Origin of the sequence: Enterobacter sp. Ag1 (genome assembly GCA_000277545.1) — a bacterium.
Taxonomy (GTDB): Bacteria; Pseudomonadota; Gammaproteobacteria; order Enterobacterales; family Enterobacteriaceae; genus Cedecea.
Genome location: AKXM01000015.1, coordinates 76,104 through 95,326, shown reverse-complemented (window position 1 = coordinate 95,326; position 19,223 = coordinate 76,104). Strand labels below are relative to the sequence as shown.

Annotated in this window: 15 protein-coding genes and 7 tRNA genes; 20 read left to right on the top strand and 2 right to left on the bottom strand. The window is 53.7% G+C overall.

The features are described 5' to 3' along the window. Nucleotide 1 precedes the first annotated feature (1 nt). From nagC to A936_RS07080, 10 genes are all read left to right on the top strand, one after another. Entirely contained in the window at nt 2-1,222 is a 1,221-nt protein-coding gene (nagC, locus tag A936_RS07125) for a DNA-binding transcriptional regulator NagC (protein WP_008456092.1), read from the top strand. Between the two features lie 62 nt (nt 1,223-1,284). Next, nucleotides 1,285-2,040, top strand: a complete 756-nt coding sequence (locus A936_RS07120; RefSeq protein WP_008456091.1) for an HAD-IIA family hydrolase — start codon at nt 1,285-1,287, stop codon at nt 2,038-2,040. A 307-nt stretch (nt 2,041-2,347) separates the two neighbouring features. Next, nucleotides 2,348-4,009 (top strand): asparagine synthase B, encoded by a 1,662-nt coding sequence (asnB, locus tag A936_RS07115; RefSeq protein WP_008456088.1) that lies wholly within the window; start codon nt 2,348-2,350, stop codon nt 4,007-4,009. 252 nt (nt 4,010-4,261) lie between these two features. Further along, nucleotides 4,262-4,338: transfer RNA gene (locus A936_RS07110), tRNA-Met, on the top strand. 10 nt (nt 4,339-4,348) lie between these two features. Further along, a tRNA-Leu gene (locus A936_RS07105) sits at nt 4,349-4,433 on the top strand. Nucleotides 4,434-4,455: 22 nt separating this feature from the next. Then, nucleotides 4,456-4,530 (top strand) — tRNA-Gln (locus A936_RS07100). A gap of 37 nt (nt 4,531-4,567) precedes the next feature. Beyond that, nucleotides 4,568-4,642, top strand: a tRNA-Gln gene (locus A936_RS07095). Nucleotides 4,643-4,663: 21 nt separating this feature from the next. Further along, a tRNA-Met gene (locus A936_RS07090) sits at nt 4,664-4,740 on the top strand. 45 nt (nt 4,741-4,785) lie between these two features. Further along, nucleotides 4,786-4,860: transfer RNA gene (locus A936_RS07085), tRNA-Gln, on the top strand. A gap of 36 nt (nt 4,861-4,896) precedes the next feature. Next, nucleotides 4,897-4,971, top strand: a tRNA-Gln gene (locus A936_RS07080). An 88-nt stretch (nt 4,972-5,059) separates the two neighbouring features. Here the strand turns inward: A936_RS07080 and ubiF are convergent. Further along, entirely contained in the window at nt 5,060-6,235 is a 1,176-nt protein-coding gene (gene ubiF, locus A936_RS07075; protein WP_008456085.1) for a 3-demethoxyubiquinol 3-hydroxylase, read from the bottom strand. Between the two features lie 123 nt (nt 6,236-6,358). Between ubiF and miaB the strand changes: the two genes are divergently transcribed. From miaB to A936_RS07025, 9 genes are all read left to right on the top strand, one after another. Continuing rightward, nucleotides 6,359-7,783, top strand: a complete 1,425-nt coding sequence (miaB, locus tag A936_RS07070; protein ID WP_008456083.1) for a tRNA (N6-isopentenyl adenosine(37)-C2)-methylthiotransferase MiaB — start codon at nt 6,359-6,361, stop codon at nt 7,781-7,783. A gap of 210 nt (nt 7,784-7,993) precedes the next feature. After that, nucleotides 7,994-9,055: a PhoH family protein gene (locus A936_RS07065; RefSeq protein WP_008456082.1), complete on the top strand. Its 1,062-nt coding sequence runs from the start codon at nt 7,994-7,996 to the stop codon at nt 9,053-9,055. Beyond that, nucleotides 9,052-9,519, top strand: coding sequence for an rRNA maturation RNase YbeY (gene ybeY, locus A936_RS07060; RefSeq protein ID WP_008456081.1), 468 nt, complete (start codon nt 9,052-9,054; stop codon nt 9,517-9,519). Before A936_RS07065 ends, ybeY begins: the two co-directional genes overlap by 4 nt. Nucleotides 9,520-9,618: 99 nt before the next feature. Beyond that, nucleotides 9,619-10,497: a CNNM family magnesium/cobalt transport protein CorC gene (gene corC, locus A936_RS07055; RefSeq protein ID WP_008456079.1), complete on the top strand. Its 879-nt coding sequence runs from the start codon at nt 9,619-9,621 to the stop codon at nt 10,495-10,497. A 7-nt stretch (nt 10,498-10,504) separates the two neighbouring features. Beyond that, on the top strand, nt 10,505-12,046 hold the full coding sequence (gene lnt / locus A936_RS07050) for an apolipoprotein N-acyltransferase (protein WP_008456076.1): 1,542 nt from the start codon (nt 10,505-10,507) through the stop codon (nt 12,044-12,046). Between the two features lie 384 nt (nt 12,047-12,430). Next, complete coding sequence (locus tag A936_RS07040; RefSeq protein ID WP_008456075.1) at nt 12,431-13,336, top strand: amino acid ABC transporter substrate-binding protein; 906 nt, start codon at nt 12,431-12,433, stop codon at nt 13,334-13,336. Nucleotides 13,337-13,535: 199 nt separating this feature from the next. Further along, nucleotides 13,536-14,276, top strand: coding sequence for an amino acid ABC transporter permease (locus A936_RS07035; RefSeq protein ID WP_008456073.1), 741 nt, complete (start codon nt 13,536-13,538; stop codon nt 14,274-14,276). After that, on the top strand, nt 14,276-14,950 hold the full coding sequence (gltK, locus tag A936_RS07030) for a glutamate/aspartate ABC transporter permease GltK (protein WP_008456071.1): 675 nt from the start codon (nt 14,276-14,278) through the stop codon (nt 14,948-14,950). Before A936_RS07035 ends, gltK begins: the two co-directional genes overlap by 1 nt. Continuing rightward, nucleotides 14,950-15,675 (top strand): amino acid ABC transporter ATP-binding protein, encoded by a 726-nt coding sequence (locus tag A936_RS07025; protein WP_008456069.1) that lies wholly within the window; start codon nt 14,950-14,952, stop codon nt 15,673-15,675. Before gltK ends, A936_RS07025 begins: the two co-directional genes overlap by 1 nt. A gap of 208 nt (nt 15,676-15,883) precedes the next feature. Here A936_RS07025 and A936_RS07020 read toward each other — a convergent pair whose 3' ends face one another. Beyond that, nucleotides 15,884-16,366, bottom strand: a complete 483-nt coding sequence (locus A936_RS07020) for a zinc ribbon-containing protein (RefSeq protein ID WP_008456066.1) — start codon at nt 16,364-16,366, stop codon at nt 15,884-15,886. Between the two features lie 264 nt (nt 16,367-16,630). Here A936_RS07020 and leuS point away from each other — a divergent pair, with 264 nt between their 5' ends. Continuing rightward, the gene (gene leuS / locus A936_RS07015; protein WP_008456064.1) at nt 16,631-19,213 is read left to right on the top strand and encodes a leucine--tRNA ligase; all 2,583 of its coding nucleotides are present in this window, start codon (nt 16,631-16,633) and stop codon (nt 19,211-19,213) included. The last annotated feature ends 10 nt before the right edge of the window (nt 19,214-19,223 follow it).

The window sequence follows — 19,223 nt, the reverse complement described above, 5'->3', positions numbered from 1 at the left end:
CATGACGACTGGCGGACAAGCCCAAATTGGTAACGTTGACCTGGTAAAACAGCTGAATAGCGCGGCGGTCTACCGCCTGATTGATCAGCACGGTCCTATCTCGCGCATCCAGATTGCCGAACAAAGCCAGCTTGCGCCCGCCAGCGTCACAAAAATTACTCGCCAGCTTATTGAGCGCGGCCTGATAAAAGAAGTCGATCAGCAGGCCTCCACCGGCGGCCGCCGCGCTATCTCTATTACGACTGAAACACGTAACTTCCACGCTATTGGCGTGCGTCTTGGTCGCCACGACGCCACTATCACCCTGTTCGACCTGAGCGCGAAATCCATCGCCGAAGAGCACTATCCGCTGCCGGAACGCACACAGGAAACGCTCGAGCATGCGCTGCTTAACGCCATTAGCCACTTCATCGAAACCTGGCAGCGTAAAACCCGCGAACTTATCGCTATTTCCGTCATCCTGCCAGGGCTGGTTGACCCCGAAAGCGGCGTGATCCGCTATATGCCGCACATCGCCGTCAACAACTGGGCGCTGGTCGACAGCCTGGAAAAACGTTTCAAGGTGACCTGTTTTGTCGGCCATGATATTCGCAGCCTGGCGCTGGCCGAGCACTACTTCGGTGCAACCCACGACTGCGAAGACTCTATTTTGGTGCGAGTCCATCGCGGCACCGGGGCGGGAATTCTGTCAAACGGGCGGATTTTTATCGGCCGTAATGGGAACGTGGGTGAGATTGGCCACATTCAGGTCGATCCGCTGGGCGAGCGCTGCCACTGCGGTAATTTTGGCTGCCTGGAAACCATTGCCGCGAACGCCGCCATTGAAAAACGCGTCCGCCATTTGCTGGAGCAAGGCTACAACAGCCGCCTGACGCTGGATGATTGTAGTATTCAGGCCATCTGCAAAGCGGCCAATAAAGGCGATGCGCTGGCCTGTGAAGTGCTGGAACATGTTGGCCGCCATCTGGGGAAAGCCATCTCCATCGCCATTAACCTGTTTAACCCGCAAAAAGTCGTCCTTGCCGGCGAGATAATCGAAGCCGAAAAAGTGCTGCTGCCTGCCATCGAAGGCTGCATCAACACCCAGGTATTGAATGCCTTCCGTAAAAACTTGCCTATCGTCTGCTCAAAGCTGGACGACCGGTCGGCAATTGGCGCCTTTGCGCTGGTTAAGCGCTCAATGCTAAACGGCGTCTTGCTTCAGCATTTGCTGGAAAGTTAATGCTGCCCAGGCAGCATTTTACGCTATAGTTACCGACTTCATTCCGTGAGCCAGAGTTGTTAATGACCACCATCCAGAACGTAATTTGTGATATCGACGGCGTGCTAATGCACGACAACGTCGCTGTGCCGGGCGCTAATGAATTTCTGGCACGTATTCTTGAAAAAGAAATGCCGCTGGTGCTGCTAACCAACTACCCTTCCCAGACCAGCCAGGATCTTGCCAACCGCTTTGCCTCCGCGGGCATCGACGTGCCGGAGAGCGTGTTTTACACCTCGGCCATGGCCACGGCTGATTTCCTCCGTCGTCAGGAAGGTAAGAAAGCCTACGTCGTCGGTGAAGGGGCGCTGATTCACGAGCTCTATAAAGCTGGATTTACCATTACCGACATTAATCCCGACTTTGTCATCGTCGGTGAAACCCGCTCTTTTAACTGGGAGATGATGCATAAAGCCGCTTACTTTGTGGCAAACGGGGCGCGTTTTATTGCCACCAACCCTGACAGCCACGGCCACGGATTTAGTCCGGCCTGCGGCGCGCTTTGCGCTGGCATTGAGAAAATCTCCGGGCGCGAGCCGTTTTATGTCGGCAAACCAAGCCCGTGGATTATCCGCGCGGCGCTTAACAAAATGCAGGCGCATTCCGAGCAAACCGTTATCGTCGGCGATAACCTGCGGACGGATATTCTCGCGGGCTTCCAGGCCGGTCTTGAAACCATCCTTGTGCTGTCTGGCGTCTCCAGCCTGAACAACGTTGACGATATGCCCTTCAGGCCGAGCTGGATTTACCCCTCTGTGGCTGAAATCGATATCTTCTAATTCAGAATGCCGGCCCAGAGCCGGCATTTTTATATCGATAAAAAATCGCCGCGTAGCAGAAGCAAACCTCAGTGCGAATTGTTAAAAATTGACGATCCGTTAATTTTAACGCCCAAAACATCGTCATTTTTCATCAATCAGCAATCCTCACTGCACTATTTATTAGCTGAAAGCTAAAAGCCTTGCATTCCCTTCAGCGATTGAGCATTTTCATTACTAAGCAACGCAGCAAAGCCGCAGTAAAAGCAAAAATCGGCAACGCAGCACCACAACTCAAATCGCTCAGGCAAGTGTACGGAGAAGTTATATGTGTTCTATCTTTGGCGTTCTGGATATCAAAACTGATGCAGTTGAATTGCGCAAAAAAGCGCTGGAATTATCGCGCCTGATGCGCCACCGTGGTCCGGACTGGTCAGGTGTTTACGCCAGCGATAAAGCGATTCTTGTGCACGAACGTCTGTCCATCGTTGACGTCAACGCGGGTGCTCAGCCGCTGTACAACACCGAAAAAACTCATGCCCTGGCGGTTAACGGCGAAATCTACAACCACCAGGCTCTGCGCGCCGAATACGGCGACCGCTATACCTTCCAGACCGGTTCAGACTGTGAAGTCATCCTGGCGCTGTATCAGGAAAAAGGCCCTGACTTCCTTGATGAGCTGCAGGGGATGTTCGCCTTCGCACTTTACGACAGCGAGAAAGACGCTTACCTGATTGGCCGTGACCACATTGGTATTATCCCGCTGTATATGGGCCACGATGAACACGGCAACCTGTACGTCGCTTCAGAAATGAAAGCCCTTGTGCCTGTTTGCCGCATCATCAAAGAGTTCCCGGCGGGCAGCTACCTGTGGAGCAAAGACGGCGAGATTCGCAGCTACTACCAGCGCGACTGGTTCAGCTACGAAGAAGTAAAAGACAACGTCACGGACAAAAACGCGCTGCGCCAGGCGCTGGAAGATTCCGTCAAGAGCCACCTGATGTCCGACGTGCCTTATGGTGTTCTGCTGTCCGGCGGGCTGGACTCTTCCGTGATTTCCGCGATCACCAAGAAATTTGCCGCACGTCGCGTAGAAGATGAAGAGCGCAGCGAAGCGTGGTGGCCGCAGTTGCACTCCTTCGCCGTCGGCCTCGAAGGTTCTCCTGACCTGAAAGCCGCGCAGGAAGTCGCTAACCACCTGGGCACGGTTCACCACGAGATCCATTTCACCGTGCAGGAAGGTCTGGATGCTATCCGCGATGTTATCTATCACATCGAAACTTACGATGTGACAACGATCCGCGCTTCAACACCGATGTACCTGATGTCGCGTAAGATTAAAGCGATGGGCATCAAAATGGTGTTGTCCGGGGAAGGCTCTGATGAGGTATTCGGCGGTTACCTGTACTTCCACAAAGCGCCAAATGCCAAAGAACTGCATGAAGAAACCGTGCGTAAACTGCAGGCTCTGCACATGTTTGACTGTGCCCGTGCGAACAAGGCGATGTCTGCCTGGGGCGTTGAAGCCCGCGTCCCGTTCCTGGATAAAAAATTCCTCGACGTGGCAATGCGCATCAACCCGCAGGACAAAATGTGCGGCAACGGCAAAATGGAGAAGCATGTCCTGCGCGAGTGCTTCGAATCCTACCTGCCGGCAAGCGTGGCGTGGCGCCAGAAAGAGCAGTTCTCTGACGGCGTGGGCTACAGCTGGATCGATACGCTGAAAGAAGTGGCCGCTGAACAGATTAGCGACCAGCAGTTGGCGACCGCCGCCTACCGCTTCCCGTACAACACTCCGGGCTCGAAAGAAGCCTATTTGTACCGCGAAATCTTTGAAGAGCTATTCCCGCTGCAAAGCGCGGCAGAATGCGTACCTGGCGGCCCGTCAGTAGCCTGTTCTTCCGCAAAAGCAATCGAATGGGATGAGTCGTTCAAAACCATGAACGATCCATCAGGACGCGCGGTAGGTGTGCACCAGGCCGCCTATTAATCGCTGATTTAGCTTAAAACAACGGGCCTTATGGCCCGTTGTCGTTTCTGTATTCCTGTCGCGGCTTTATCCCTGTTTTTAAGCGGAATTAAAAACAAAAACGTGCGTTATTGTCGATATTTCAAGCAAGCTGTTCGCAAGTCATTCAAACGAGCATTCTGAGCGGGTTTTCGGGAAAAAACTAGTTGACGCTGTAGAGTCAACTCAGCATAATGCGCCCCGCAACGCCGATAAGGTAGCGCGTAAAAAGATGGCTACGTAGCTCAGCTGGTTAGAGCACATCACTCATAATGATGGGGTCACAGGTTCGAATCCCGTCGTAGCCACCATCTTTTTTATGCGGGAGTGGCGAAATTGGTAGACGCACCAGATTTAGGTTCTGGCGCCGCAAGGTGTGCGAGTTCAAGTCTCGCCTCCCGCACCATTTATCTCTCGCGTTGCACGGATGGGGTATCGCCAAGCGGTAAGGCACCGGTTTTTGATACCGGCATTCCCTGGTTCGAATCCAGGTACCCCAGCCATTATTTTTCGATACATGCGGTTCACCGCGACAGTTATTGGGGTATCGCCAAGCGGTAAGGCACCGGTTTTTGATACCGGCATTCCCTGGTTCGAATCCAGGTACCCCAGCCATCGAAAAATATGATAGAGTTTGGCTACGTAGCTCAGCTGGTTAGAGCACATCACTCATAATGATGGGGTCACAGGTTCGAATCCCGTCGTAGCCACCATACAAAGGAATTATTGATTAACTTCGATAAATCCAAAAAAATTGTTGGGGTATCGCCAAGCGGTAAGGCTCTGGTTTCTGATACCAGCATTCCGAGGTTCGAATCCTCGTACCCCAGCCAATTTCAAAAGTCGTTCACTCTGTGAGCGCACCCTGTTGGGGTATCGCCAAGCGGTAAGGCTCTGGTTTCTGATACCAGCATTCCGAGGTTCGAATCCTCGTACCCCAGCCACACACTGAAAAGCCCGCGCAAGCGGGCTTTTTGCTATCTGGCATTTAGCTAGCATGAGCAGAGCGGGAAACCGCCCTGCTCATCTTCATTATAATCCCAGGGCGTATTTCAGCGCTTTACGCTTCAGGCCACCGGCTCTTTCCGCCGCCATCAGCCCAATATTTCGCACCACGCGCAGCGGCCCCAGGTTATTGCTGAATCCCGCATAGAACAGATCCATTCCACTCTGCATCAGGAAGTTATCCGCCTGACGGCGCCTCTGATAACGTTTCAGTATAGCCTCGCTCGCCCAGGCTTCCGCATGGCTACGGGCACCGATCAGGACATCAAGCAAAGCATCCACGTCACGATATCCCAGATTAACGCCCTGCCCGGCCAAAGGATGAATCGTATGCGCTGCGTCCCCTATCAGCGCCAGCCCTGGCTGGACGTACTGCAAAGCGTGTCGACGAGTCAGCGGAAATGCCCCACTGGCAACCGGCGTAACCGCCCCGAGTCGCTGAGGGAAAGCGGCCGTAATCGCTTTTTGCAGCTGGGGCATGTTCATTCCCTGCAGCTGCCGAATACGTGCCGGGGTGTCATACCAAACCAGAGAGGCCCAGTTATCGAACAGCGGCAGGAAAGCGTGCGGCCCTGTCGGCGTGAAATGCTGCCAGGTGCTGTCCCCCGGCTCAAACTCGCATTTAACGGTAATCAGCATACAGGCCTGACGATACTGCCAGGCATGTACGCCAATCCCCGCCCATTTTCTGACCTGGGAATTCGCGCCATCCGCACCAATCACCATTTCAGCATTGAGTGAAGCGCCGTCATCAAACTCGAGCGTCCAACCTGCTGCCTGGCGATGGATTTGCCGCAGCCTCGCCGGGCAGCGTAAAGAGATATTCGGATGCGCCTCAAGCGCTTGCCAAAGCACGCGCTGCAGCACGTTATTCTCGACCATGAAGCCCAGCTCGGGTAAGCCCAGTTCTTCGGCATTAAAGCTAACGTGTGCGCTCTCCCATTCCCAGGTTTCCAGCCGGCGATAAGGATGTGCGCGCATCGCTAAAACGCTGTCCCAGACGCCAAGAGACTTGAGCAGGCCAACCGATGCGCTGCTGATGGCCGAAATGCGGACGTCAGGCTGGCAACCTGGAACAAAAGCCTCAGGGGCATGATGTTCAATCACCGCCACACGAAAACCGTGCTGTGCCAGCCCCAGCGCTGCCGCCGCGCCGACCATACCGCCGCCAACAACGGCTACTTCAATTGGTTGATTTACCATAAGTCTCTTTCCTTCATTCATCTTTGCTGATTCTACTGGCTTTTCCCAGGCTGGTCACATCCATAGCAAAGCATTACACTATCCGGCTTAATTCCTGACTTCACCTTGAGCAATGGCAAGTCGATGACAAAAAAACTCCATATAAAAACCTGGGGCTGCCAGATGAACGAATACGATTCATCGAAGATGGCCGACCTGCTGGACAGCACCCACGGCTTTACGCTGACCGATAACGCGAATGAAGCGGACGTTCTGCTGCTGAACACTTGTTCTATTCGCGAAAAAGCCCAGGAAAAGGTGTTTCACCTGCTGGGGCGCTGGAAGCATATCAAAGCCAAACGCCCGGACGTGATCATTGGCGTCGGCGGCTGCGTTGCCTCTCAGGAAGGAAAAAAAATTCGCCAGCGGGCGCACTATGTAGATATCGTCTTTGGGCCACAAACCCTGCACCGCCTGCCGGAAATGATCAACCAGGTTCGCGGCACCCGCAGCCCGGTGGTGGACGTCAGCTTTCCGGAAATCGAAAAATTTGACCGCCTGCCGGAGCCAAAGGCCGACGGCCCGACCGCCTACGTCTCCATCATGGAAGGCTGCAACAAATATTGCACCTATTGCGTGGTGCCTTATACCCGTGGCGAAGAAGTGAGCCGCCCTTGCGACGATATTCTGTTTGAAATCGCTCAACTGGCGGAACAGGGTGTGCGTGAAGTTAACCTGCTGGGTCAAAACGTTAACGCATACCGCGGCGCGGCTTATGACGGCGGCATCTGCTCGTTTGCCGAGCTCCTGCGTCTGGTTGCCGCGATTGACGGTATCGACCGCATTCGCTTCACCACCAGCCACCCGATTGAATTTACCGATGACATTATCGAAGTCTACCGCGACACGCCGGAGCTGGTGAGTTTCCTGCACCTGCCGATTCAAAGCGGCGCCGACCGTGTGCTGAATATGATGGGGCGCACGCATACCGCGCTGGAGTATAAATCGACTATCCGCAAGCTGCGCGCAGCGCGCCCGGACATCCAGATCAGCTCAGACTTTATCGTCGGCTTCCCAGGCGAAACCAGCCAGGACTTCGAGCAAACCATGAAGCTGATTGCTGACGTCAACTTTGACACCAGCTTTAGCTTTATTTTCTCCGCTCGTCCGGGCACCCCGGCGGCCGATCTGGTTGATGACGTGCCGGAAGAAGAGAAAAAACAGCGCCTTTATATCCTACAGGATCGTATTAACCAGCAGGTAATGGAATGGAGCCGTAAAATGCTGGGTACGGTACAGCGTATTCTGGTGGAAGGGACTTCGCGTAAAAGCATTATGCAGCTGTCCGGCCGTACCGAAAATAACCGTGTGGTGAACTTCGAAGGGACGCCGGATATGGTAGGGAAATTCGTGGATGTCGAAATCACCGAAGTCCTGACTAACTCCCTGCGCGCGAAGCTGGTGCGCACAGAAAGCGAAATGGGCCTGCGTATTGCTGAAACCCCGGCTTCCGTTATCGCTCGTACCCGCAAAGAGAATGACATTGGCGTTGGGACTTACCAGCCTTAATTCTCTCCACGGCCTGCCGGAACGCTAATTCCACGTCCCGGCAGGCCGTCTCATTGTTTGCACTTGCATTCTGAAGGCATCACCCAAATATCAATTGTGACGCTTGCGCCATCACGCTGCGGGATAAATAATTTCCCTGTAGCCGAACCGTATTTTCGGCTACGCGAGACCGTTTACTCTAACTGGCCCCGAGTGACCAAGAGGATAAGTTTGAATATCGAAACACGTGAATTAACGCTGGAACCGGCGGATAACGCCCGTCTGCTTAGTCTGTGCGGCCCTTTTGATGACAACATCAAACAGCTGGAACGCCGACTGGGGATTGAAATCAACCGCCGTGACAATCACTTCAGGCTCACCGGTCGTGAGCTTTCCGTTAACGCCGCGGCGGATATTCTGCGACATCTGTACGTAGACACCGCGCCAATGCGCGGCCAAAGCCAGGATATCGACCCGGAACAAATTCATCTGGCTATTAAAGAAAGCCGGGTGCTGGAGCAAACGGCCGACAGCGTGCCGGATTACGGTAAAGCTATCCATATTAAAACTAAGCGTGGCGTCATTAAGCCGCGAACGCCTAATCAGGCGCAGTACATCGCGAATATTCTCGACCACGACATCACATTCGGCATAGGGCCGGCAGGGACAGGGAAAACCTATCTTGCCGTTGCCGCCGCGGTTGATGCGCTGGAGCGCCAGGAGATCCGCCGCATTCTGCTGACCCGCCCGGCGGTTGAAGCGGGCGAAAAACTGGGCTTCCTGCCCGGCGATTTAAGCCAGAAGGTTGACCCATACCTGCGCCCGCTGTACGACGCGCTGTTTGAAATGCTGGGCTTCGAGAAAGTCGAAAAGCTGATTGAGCGCAACGTTATCGAAGTGGCCCCGCTCGCCTACATGCGTGGCCGAACCCTGAACGATGCCTTTGTCATTCTCGATGAAAGTCAGAACACCACCACCGAACAGATGAAAATGTTCCTGACCCGTATAGGCTTCAACTCCAAGGCGGTGATTACCGGCGATGTGACGCAGATAGACCTGCCACGTAACCTCAAGTCCGGCTTACGTCATGCTATCGACGTCCTGTCCGAGGTGGATGAAATCAGCTTCAACTTCCTTAACAGCGAAGACGTGGTACGCCACCCGGTTGTGGCCCGCATTGTTAACGCCTATGAAGCCTGGGAAGCCGCCGATCAAAAACGCAAAGACGAGCTTGCCGCCGAGCGTAAACGCGAAGCCCTTGCCCTGCAGGCTACCGCTCAGGAGAGCAAATGAGTCAGGTTATTTTAGATTTACAGGTTGCCTGCGAAGCAGAAAGCGGCCTGCCGGATGAAGCACAAATTCAGCGCTGGCTGGATGCGGTTATTCCTCAGTTTCAGCCAGAGTCTGAGGTCACCGTTCGTCTGGTAGACGAAGCCGAAAGCCACGACCTGAACCTGACCTATCGCGGGAAAGATAAGTCCACCAACGTGCTTTCTTTTCCGTTTGAAGCCCCGCCAGGGATCGAGCTTCCGCTGCTCGGCGATCTGATCATCTGCCGTCAGGTGGTTGAGCAGGAAGCCAAAGAACAAGAGAAGCCGCTGGAGGCCCACTGGGCACATATGGTTGTACACGGCAGCCTGCATCTGCTCGGTTACGACCACATCGAAGACGATGAAGCCGAAGAGATGGAAGCGCTGGAAACAGAGATAATGCTTGCTCTTGGGTATGCCGATCCGTACATTGCCGAGAAAGAGTAGTCGGCTCAGGGCTTTCCCTTTGCCGCCGTCACGCGCAGGCAGTGCACCATCAGGCTGCCTGTTAGTTTTTGATTTATATGAGGCCTAAAACCTAACGCCATGAGCGACGACAATTCACAGAATAGTGACACGCCGGAAGCCAAAAAGGGATTCTTCTCCCTCATTCTCAACCAGCTGTTTCACGGTGAACCGAAAAACCGTGACGATCTGCTGACGCTTATTCGTGATTCTGAGCAAAATTCTCTGATAGACCAGGACACCCGCGACATGCTCGAAGGGGTGATGGATATCGCCGACCAGCGCGTCCGCGATATCATGATCCCGCGTTCGCAGATGGTGACGCTCAAACACAACCAGACGCTGGACGAGTGCCTCGATGTCATTATCGATTCCGCTCACTCCCGTTTCCCGGTGATAAGCGAAGACAAAGATCACATCGAAGGGATTCTGATGGCGAAAGATCTGCTGCCGTTCATGCGCAGCGACTCTGAGCCTTTCAGCATGGAAAAAGTGTTACGTCAGGTGGTTGTCGTGCCTGAAAGCAAACGGGTTGACCGCATGCTGAAAGAGTTTCGTCAGCAGCGCTATCATATGGCGATTGTCATTGATGAATTTGGCGGCGTTTCAGGTCTCGTGACGATCGAAGATATTCTCGAACTGATTGTCGGGGAAATCGAAGATGAGTACGACGACGAGGAAGACGGTGATTTCCGTCAGCTGAGCCGCCATACGTGGACGGTGCGCGCCCTCGCCTCTATTGAAGACTTCAACGAAACCTTCGACACGCACTTTAGCGATGAAGAAGTCGACACCATCGGTGGTCTGGTGATGCAAGCCTTTGGGCACCTGCCAGCCCGTGGCGAAACCATTGAAATAGATGGTTACCAGTTCAAAGTCGCCATGGCCGATAGCCGTCGTATTATTCAGGTTCATGTCAGAATTCCGGACGACTCGCCGCAACCTAAACTGGACGAATAACTCAGCTATGGCTATAGCTCAACTTCTTCAACGCCAGCGCGTTCGCCTGCTGCTGGCGCTTTTCTTTGGGGCCTGCGGAACGCTGGCTTTTTCCCCTTATGATTTCTGGCCTGCAGCTATTGTTTCTCTTGCTGGCTTGCAGGGCCTGACGCTTAACCGTCGCCCGGTACAAAGCGCCGCGATTGGCTTCTTCTGGGGGCTTGGGCTGTTCGGCAGCGGGGTCAACTGGGTCTATGTCAGCATCGCACAGTTTGGCGGCATGCCGGGCCCGGTGAACGTGTTCCTGGTGGTTCTGCTGGCCGCTTATTTGTCGCTCTACACAGGTTTGTTCGCCGGTATTCTCAGCAGGCTGTGGCCAAAAACAACGTGGTGGCGCGTAGCTATTGCCGCGCCGGTCGTCTGGCAAATTACCGAATTCCTGCGTGGCTGGGTACTGACCGGCTTCCCCTGGCTGCAGTTTGGCTACAGCCAGATCGATGGCCCACTAAAAGGCATCGCGCCGATTTTGGGCGTCGACACCATTACCTTCCTACTGATGATTATCAGTGGCCTTCTGGTGTACGCCCTGCAGGCACGGAAATGGGCTCCTGCGGTGGTTTCTGCGGCTTTACTGTTATTACCCTGGCCACTGCGCAACATTCAATGGTTCCAGCCTCTGCCAGAGCGTTCCGTTGACGTAGCGATGGTACAAGGCAACATTCCCCAGTCTCTGAAGTGGAATGAAAGCCAGCTGCTGGACACGCTGAAAATTTATCTGGATAAAACAGAGCCGGAGATGGGCAAAGCCAAGCTTATCATCTGGCCGGAATCGGCTATCTCCGATCTGGAAATTAATCAGCAGCAGTTCCTCGCCATGATGGATGACCTGCTGCGGGCAAAACACAGCTCATTAATTACCGGTATCGTCGATGCGCGTCTGAATAAGCAAAACAGGTACGATACCTACAACACCATTATCACGCTCGGTGAAGGTAGCCCTTACAGCTACACCAGCAGCAATCGCTACAACAAAAACCACCTTGTGCCATTCGGTGAGTTTGTGCCACTTGAATCGATTCTGCGCCCACTGGCCCCGTTCTTCGATCTGCCCATGTCATCATTCAGCCGTGGGCCCTATGTTCAGCCGCAATTGCTCTCTAACGGCGTCAAGCTGACGGCGGCAATCTGCTACGAAATTATCCTGGGTGAACAAGTTCGGGACAATTTCCGGCCAGACACTGACTTCCTGCTGACTATCTCCAACGATGCCTGGTTCGGTAAATCCATCGGCCCATGGCAGCACCTGCAAATGGCGCGTATGCGCTCGCTGGAGCTGGGGCGGCCTTTGCTGCGCAGCACTAACAATGGCGTAACTGCCGTGGTCAACGCCGAAGGTGAGATCACTAACATCATCCCGCAGTTCACTCGCGAAGTGCTGGAAGCGAAAGTCACACCGACCACTGGCTTAACGCCTTATGCACGCTTCGGCTTCTGGCCGCTGTGGATGGTGACCGCTTTATTCGGTTTCACCGCACTGGTGATAAGCCTGCGTAACCGCAGCAAAAAGTAGCACACCCTTCTCGCTCATAGAGGCCGGCAAATTTGCTGGCCTTTTTCATTTCTGGCACAAGCTTTGCTAGATATAAACAGTTGAAATCAAATAGCTGGCGCAAAGACGCCCTGTGGCCTGGCCGTATCGGGCAGTGAAAAATGCATGCACCAAAAAGCGACATCGCAAGCACCGTTATAGTGCACTGGCATATCTTTGCCTTTGAATGGTGCGGCGCGCTTCGCAAAAATAAACATCTTATTAGCAATTTCTTTACATTCAGCTAGGTTAGATGCTAACAAAAGGGCATTGCATGACGCTTTTAGCAGCATGAAAAAACAACAAAACACAACACTCACATCGGATACCGGTGCCTCCTCTGGCACTAAGATTAAGGAGTTGGATATGCAACTACGTAAACTGGCCACGGCAATGCTGGTGATGGGCATGAGCGCCACAATGGTTCATGCAGAAGACGCGACGCCTCAGCAGTCAACGCTGGATAAAATCAAAGCCAACGGCGTTATCGTGGTCGGCCACCGTGAATCATCTGTACCTTTCTCTTACTACGACAATCAGCAAAAAGTGGTTGGCTACTCTCAGGACTACTCTAATGCCATCGTAGAAGCGGTGAAAAAGCAGCTGAATAAGCCCGATCTGCAGGTAAAACTCATTCCTATCACCTCTCAGAACCGTATTCCGCTGCTGCAAAACGGCACTTTCGATTTTGAATGTGGTTCCACCACCAACAACGTAGAACGTCAAAAGCAAGCCGCATTCTCCGACACCATCTTCGTTGTCGGCACCCGTTTGCTGGTGAAAAAAGGCGGCCCAATTAAAGACTTCCCTGATCTGAAAGGGAAAACCGTTGTTGTGACCTCTGGCACCACTTCCGAAATCCTGCTCAACAAGCTGAACGACGAGCAGAAAATGGGCATGCGTATTATCAGCGCCAAAGACCACGGTGACTCCTTCCGTACCCTGGAAAGCGGCCGTGCCGTTGCCTTTATGATGGATGATGCCCTGCTGGCCGGTGAACGTGCGAAAGCTAAACAGCCGGATAACTGGGAGATCGTCGGCAAGCCACAGTCCCAGGAAGCCTACGGCTGTATGCTGCGTAAAAATGACCCAGAGTTTAAAAAGCTGATGGATACCACCATTGCGCAGGCACAAACCTCCGGTGAAGCCGCGAAATGGTTCGATAAATGGTTTAAACAGCCAATTCCACCGAAAAACCTCAACATGAACTTCGACCTTTCTGACGAAATGAAAGCGCTGTTCAAGGAACCAAACGACAAAGCTCTCAACTAATTAGAAACACAGGGGCTGGAAAAATCCGCCCTCCCGATTGACGAACTGAAGCCAGGACAGACTATGCGTTGGTGGGTCGTTCCCCCACCAGCGTGAAGGTGCCCAAAAATGCAGACAAAGATCTGCTTCAGGGCACCGGCTTCTCATCAATCTTCGAGGGTAGCCTGCGCTACCCTCTTTTTTTATCTCGGAGTAAGTTATGTCTATAGACTGGAACTGGGGAATCTTTTTACAGCCCGCCCCGTTCGGCAACACAACCTATCTGGGCTGGATTTGGAATGGCTTCCAGGTCACCGTCGCCCTGTCAATAACCGCATGGATCATTGCTTTTCTGGTCGGGTCTCTGTTTGGTATTTTGCGTACGGTCCCTAACAAATTCCTGTCCGGGCTAGGTACGCTCTACGTTGAACTCTTTCGCAACGTTCCCCTGATCGTCCAATTCTTTACCTGGTATCTGGTGGTGCCTGAACTGCTGCCGGAAAACATTGGCATGTGGTTTAAGTCCGAGCTGGATCCCAACATTCAGTTCTTCCTCTCGTCAATGATTTGCCTCGGGCTGTTTACCGCCGCTCGCGTTTGTGAACAGGTACGAGCCGCCATTCAATCCCTGCCTCGCGGCCAGAAGAACGCGGCTCTGGCAATGGGACTGACGCTGCCTCAGGCCTATCGCTACGTGCTGTTGCCTAATGCCTATCGCGTTATTGTGCCGCCGATGACCTCCGAAATGATGAACCTGGTGAAGAACTCGGCCATCGCTTCAACCATTGGTCTGGTGGATATGGCGGCGCAGGCTGGCAAGCTGCTGGATTACTCGGCACACGCCTATGAATCCTTTACGGCGATTACCCTTGCCTATGTACTGATCAACGCCGTCATCATGGGCGTGATGTATGTGGTAGAACGTAAAATTCGCCTGCCTGGCAATATGGGGGGCAAATAATGCTCAATCTTGACTGGAGTTCTATTCTTCCTGCCCTGCCTTACTTAATGCAGGGGCTGGTCATTACGCTCAAAATCACCGTTACCGCCGTGGTGATCGGTATTGTCTGGGGCACGCTGCTGGCCGTCATGCGCCTGTCGAGCTTCAAGCCGATCGCGTGGTTTGCTACCGCTTACGTGAACGTTTTCCGCTCCGTGCCGCTGGTGATGGTACTGCTGTGGTTCTATCTGGTGGTGCCTGGCTTCCTGCAGTCGGTGCTTGGCCTGTCGCCAAAAACCGATATCCGCCTGATTTCCGCGATGGTCGCCTTCTCCATGTTTGAAGCCGCCTACTATTCGGAAATCATTCGCGCCGGTATTCAGAGTATTTCCAGAGGGCAGTCAAATGCCGCCCTGGCGCTGGGCATGACCCACTGGCAGTCGATGAAACTCATCATCTTGCCGCAGGCCTTTCGCGCGATGGTGCCGCTGCTGTTAACCCAGGGCATCGTTTTGTTCCAGGATACCTCGCTGGTGTACGTTTTAAGCCTGACAGACTTCTTCCGCACCGCCTCCACCATTGGCGAGCGTGACGGTACACAGGTCGAGATGATCCTGTTTGCCGGCCTGGTCTATTTTGTGATTAGCCTCAGTGCATCGCTGTTGGTCAGCTACTTGAAGAAAAGGACTGTGTAATGATTACCCTGAAAAATGTTTCTAAATGGTATGGTCACTTTCAGGTGCTGACCGAGTGCTCCACCGAAGTGAAGAAAGGCGAAGTAGTCGTCGTGTGCGGGCCTTCTGGTTCAGGCAAATCCACGCTGATTAAAACCGTCAACGGCCTTGAGCCCGTACAGAAAGGCGAAATCCTGGTGAACGGCACCCAGGTGAACGACAAGAAAACTAATCTGGCGCAGCTCCGCTCCCACGTTGGCATGGTGTTCCAGCACTTCGAGCTGTTCCCTCACCTGTCGATTATCGAAAACCTGACGCTTGCCCAGGTCAAAGTGCTGAAACGTGATAAAGCCGCTTCCCGCGCCAAAGGGTTAAAATTACTTGAGCGCGTAGGGCTGGCCGCACACGCCGATAAATATCCGGCGCAGCTTTCCGGCGGCCAGCAGCAGCGTGTGGCGATTGCCCGCGCCCTGTGCATGGATCCGATCGCAATGCTGTTTGACGAACCAACCTCAGCGCTCGATCCGGAAATGATCAACGAAGTACTGGACGTTATGGTTGAGCTGGCCAATGAGGGCATGACCATGATGGTGGTGACCCACGAAATGGGCTTTGCCCGCAAAGTGGCAAACCGCGTGATCTTTATGGATGAAGGGAAAATTGTCGAAGACTCAAACAAAGACGACTTCTTCAATAATCCTCAGTCTGAACGTGCCAAAGACTTCCTGGCGAAAATCCTGCACTAAACGTAACGCGCCACAGTAAAAAGCCTTCCCTGCGGAAGGCTTTAATGTTGATGACAAAGAGGAAAAAAGCGTGGTTTTTCCCTCTTTGTGGTTATCAGCCGAAAATCAATGAATTGATTTTCCAGTTGTTTAACGAGCCGCCGGCTGTTTTTTCTCTCGCCAGAGGTTTGCCATTCGTCTGAAAGCCTTCCTTACGGAAGGCTTTTTTTTAAGGCTCAAACGGCCGACGATGAAACTGATTATGGCCGCATTTCGGGCAAACCGGCAGCACATCAGGCGTGTAAATCGCAATGTGATGATGACAGTTTTCACACACCAGATTGCCTAACCCAACAACTTCCCCGCTGTGATACACCCCGTGATGGCTGAGATCTTTAAACACTTCCCGCCACTCAAGCTGCGTTTTGTCGGTAATGTCCGCCAGCTCCTGCCATAAACTCTCTTTAATCACCCGCATAAAAACGCTGTCGGTGAACTCTTCCTGACTTTCCCCGTAGCTACGAGCAAACTCTTCAAGGTCACGGCGCACCGCACGCGTTACCTCTTCTATCTCCGTTCGGGTCAGCTCGCCTGTATCATTCATCTGCTTACGGGCGCTGGCAACCAGCGCATCAATATCGCGCTCACCCTTGCGTAGCCGTTCACTTAGCGATTCGACCAGTTCCCGATAAAATTGAGCAACCTTGTTCATCGTTAGCCTGCCTCCTTGAAGGATTCCCGCGTTTGCGGCGTGGTAACTGACTCTAATAGTAGACGTTAATCCGGCAACGCTTTGTTAGATTAGCCACACCCTGGGTAAAAAACTGCAAGCGTTACGGAACGGTGAAATGGTTACTGAGGGCGTTGAAAGGCTGTTTTGCCGCTGTCGAATCGGCTATGCTATGGCGATCTAAACTCGAATTCATTAAAGGCTACGTTTCGTAGCCGTCTTTCATACACAGGACTACTGGCTGCCATGCAAGAGCAATACCGCCCGGAAGAGATAGAATCCAATGTCCAGCAACACTGGCAAGAGAACCGTACTTTTGAAGTGACCGAAGACGAAGGCAAAGAGAAATACTACTGCCTCTCCATGTTGCCCTATCCTTCCGGCCGACTACATATGGGCCATGTCCGTAACTACACCATCGGCGACGTTATCGCACGCTACCAGCGTATGCTGGGTAAAAACGTCCTGCAGCCGATCGGCTGGGATGCCTTCGGCCTGCCGGCTGAAGGCGCCGCGGTAAAAAACAACACCGCGCCAGCCCCGTGGACCTACGACAACATCAATTACATGAAGAACCAGCTGAAAACGCTGGGCTTCGGTTACGACTGGAGCCGTGAACTGGCTACCTGTACGCCTGAATACTATCGCTGGGAACAACAGTTCTTCACTCAGCTGTACAACAAAGGTCTGGTTTACAAAAAAACCTCCGCGGTTAACTGGTGCCCGAACGATCAGACCGTGCTGGCGAATGAGCAGGTTATCGACGGCTGCTGCTGGCGCTGCGACACCAAAGTTGAGCGCAAAGAGATCCCGCAGTGGTTCATCAAAATCACCGCCTACGCCGACGAACTGCTGAACGACCTGGATACCCTGGATCACTGGCCGGATCAGGTTAAAACCATGCAGCGCAACTGGATTGGCCGTTCCGAAGGCGTGGAAATCACCTTCGACGTACAAAACAGCGCCGAGAAGCTGACCGTTTACACAACTCGCCCTGATACCTTTATGGGTGTGACTTATCTGGCCGTTGCCGCCGGTCACCCTCTGGCGCAGCAGGCTGCAGTCAATAACCCTAGCCTTGCCGAATTCATTGAAGAATGCCGTAACACCAAAGTGGCCGAAGCCGACATGGCGACCATGGAGAAGAAAGGCGTCGCCACCGGCATTAACGCCATTCATCCGCTGACCGGCGAAAGCGTTCCGGTTTGGGTGGCCAACTTCGTGCTGATGGAATACGGCACCGGTGCCGTAATGGCCGTTCCAGGCCACGATCAGCGTGACTGGGAATTCGCCACAAAATACAGCCTGCCAATCAAGCCGGTAATTCTGAATGCCGACGGCAGCGAGCCGGATCTTTCCGCCTCCGCAATGACCGAAAAAGGCGCGCTGTTTAACTCTGGCGAGTTCGACGGTCTGGACTTCCAGCAGGCGTTTAACGCCATTGCCGATAAGCTGGCCGCTAAAGGCGTGGGCGAGCGTAAAGTGAACTTCCGTCTGCGCGACTGGGGCGTTTCCCGTCAGCGTTACTGGGGCGCCCCCATCCCAATGGTCACCCTGGAAGACGGCACAGTGATGCCAACCCCGGAAGATCAGCTGCCGGTTATTCTGCCGGAAGATGTGGTCATGGACGGTATCACCAGCCCGATTAAAGCCGATCCTGAGTGGGCGAAAACCACCGTCAACGGCATGCCTGCGCTGCGTGAAACCGACACCTTCGACACCTTTATGGAGTCCTCCTGGTACTACGCGCGCTACACCTGCCCTCAGTACGACAAAGGCATGCTGGATTCCAAAGCTGCTAACTACTGGCTGCCGGTGGATATCTACATCGGCGGGATTGAACACGCCATCATGCACCTGCTTTACTTCCGCTTCTTCCACAAGCTGATGCGCGATGCGGGCATGGTGACGTCCAACGAACCAGCCAAACAGCTGCTTTGCCAGGGCATGGTGCTGGCGGACGCCTTCTATTACACCGGCGTTAACGGCGAGCGTAACTGGGTTTCCCCGGTCGACGCTATCGTTGAGCGCGATGATAAAGGCCGCATTGTCAAAGCCCGTGACGCAGAAGGCCGTGAACTGGTCTATGCTGGCATGAGCAAAATGTCGAAGTCGAAAAACAACGGCATCGACCCACAGGTCATGGTTGAACGCTACGGCGCGGATACCGTGCGTCTGTTTATGATGTTTGCTTCACCTGCAGACATGACGCTTGAGTGGCAAGAATCCGGCGTTGAAGGCGCCAACCGCTTCCTGAAACGCGTCTGGAAACTGGTCTACGAACACACCAACCGTGGTGCTGCGCCAGCGCTGGACATTGCTGCCCTGGGCGAAGATCAAAAAGCCCTGCGTCGCGATGTGCATAAAACCATTGCTAAAGTGACCGACGATATCGGCCGCCGTCAGACCTTCAACACCGCCATCGCTGCCATCATGGAGCTGATGAACAAACTGGCAAAAGCACCGCAGGACGGCGAACAGGATCGTGCGTTGTTGAACGAAGCACTGCTGGCCGTTGTACGTATGCTGTATCCGTTCACCCCGCACGTTTGTTTCGATATGTGGCAGTCGCTGGGCGGTGAAGGTGATGTGGATAACGCACCGTGGCCGCAGGCTGACGAAAAGGCAATGGTCGAAGACTCTCGCCTGGTGGTCGTTCAGGTTAACGGTAAAGTACGCGGTAAAGTCACCGTGCCTGCCGATGCCACTGAAGAACAAGTGCGCGAGCGCGCCGGTCAGGAACATCTGGTCGCGAAATATCTTGAGGGTGTAACCGTACGTAAAGTGATTTACGTTCCGGGTAAACTGCTCAACCTGGTTGTGGGCTAAGCGCAGGAGG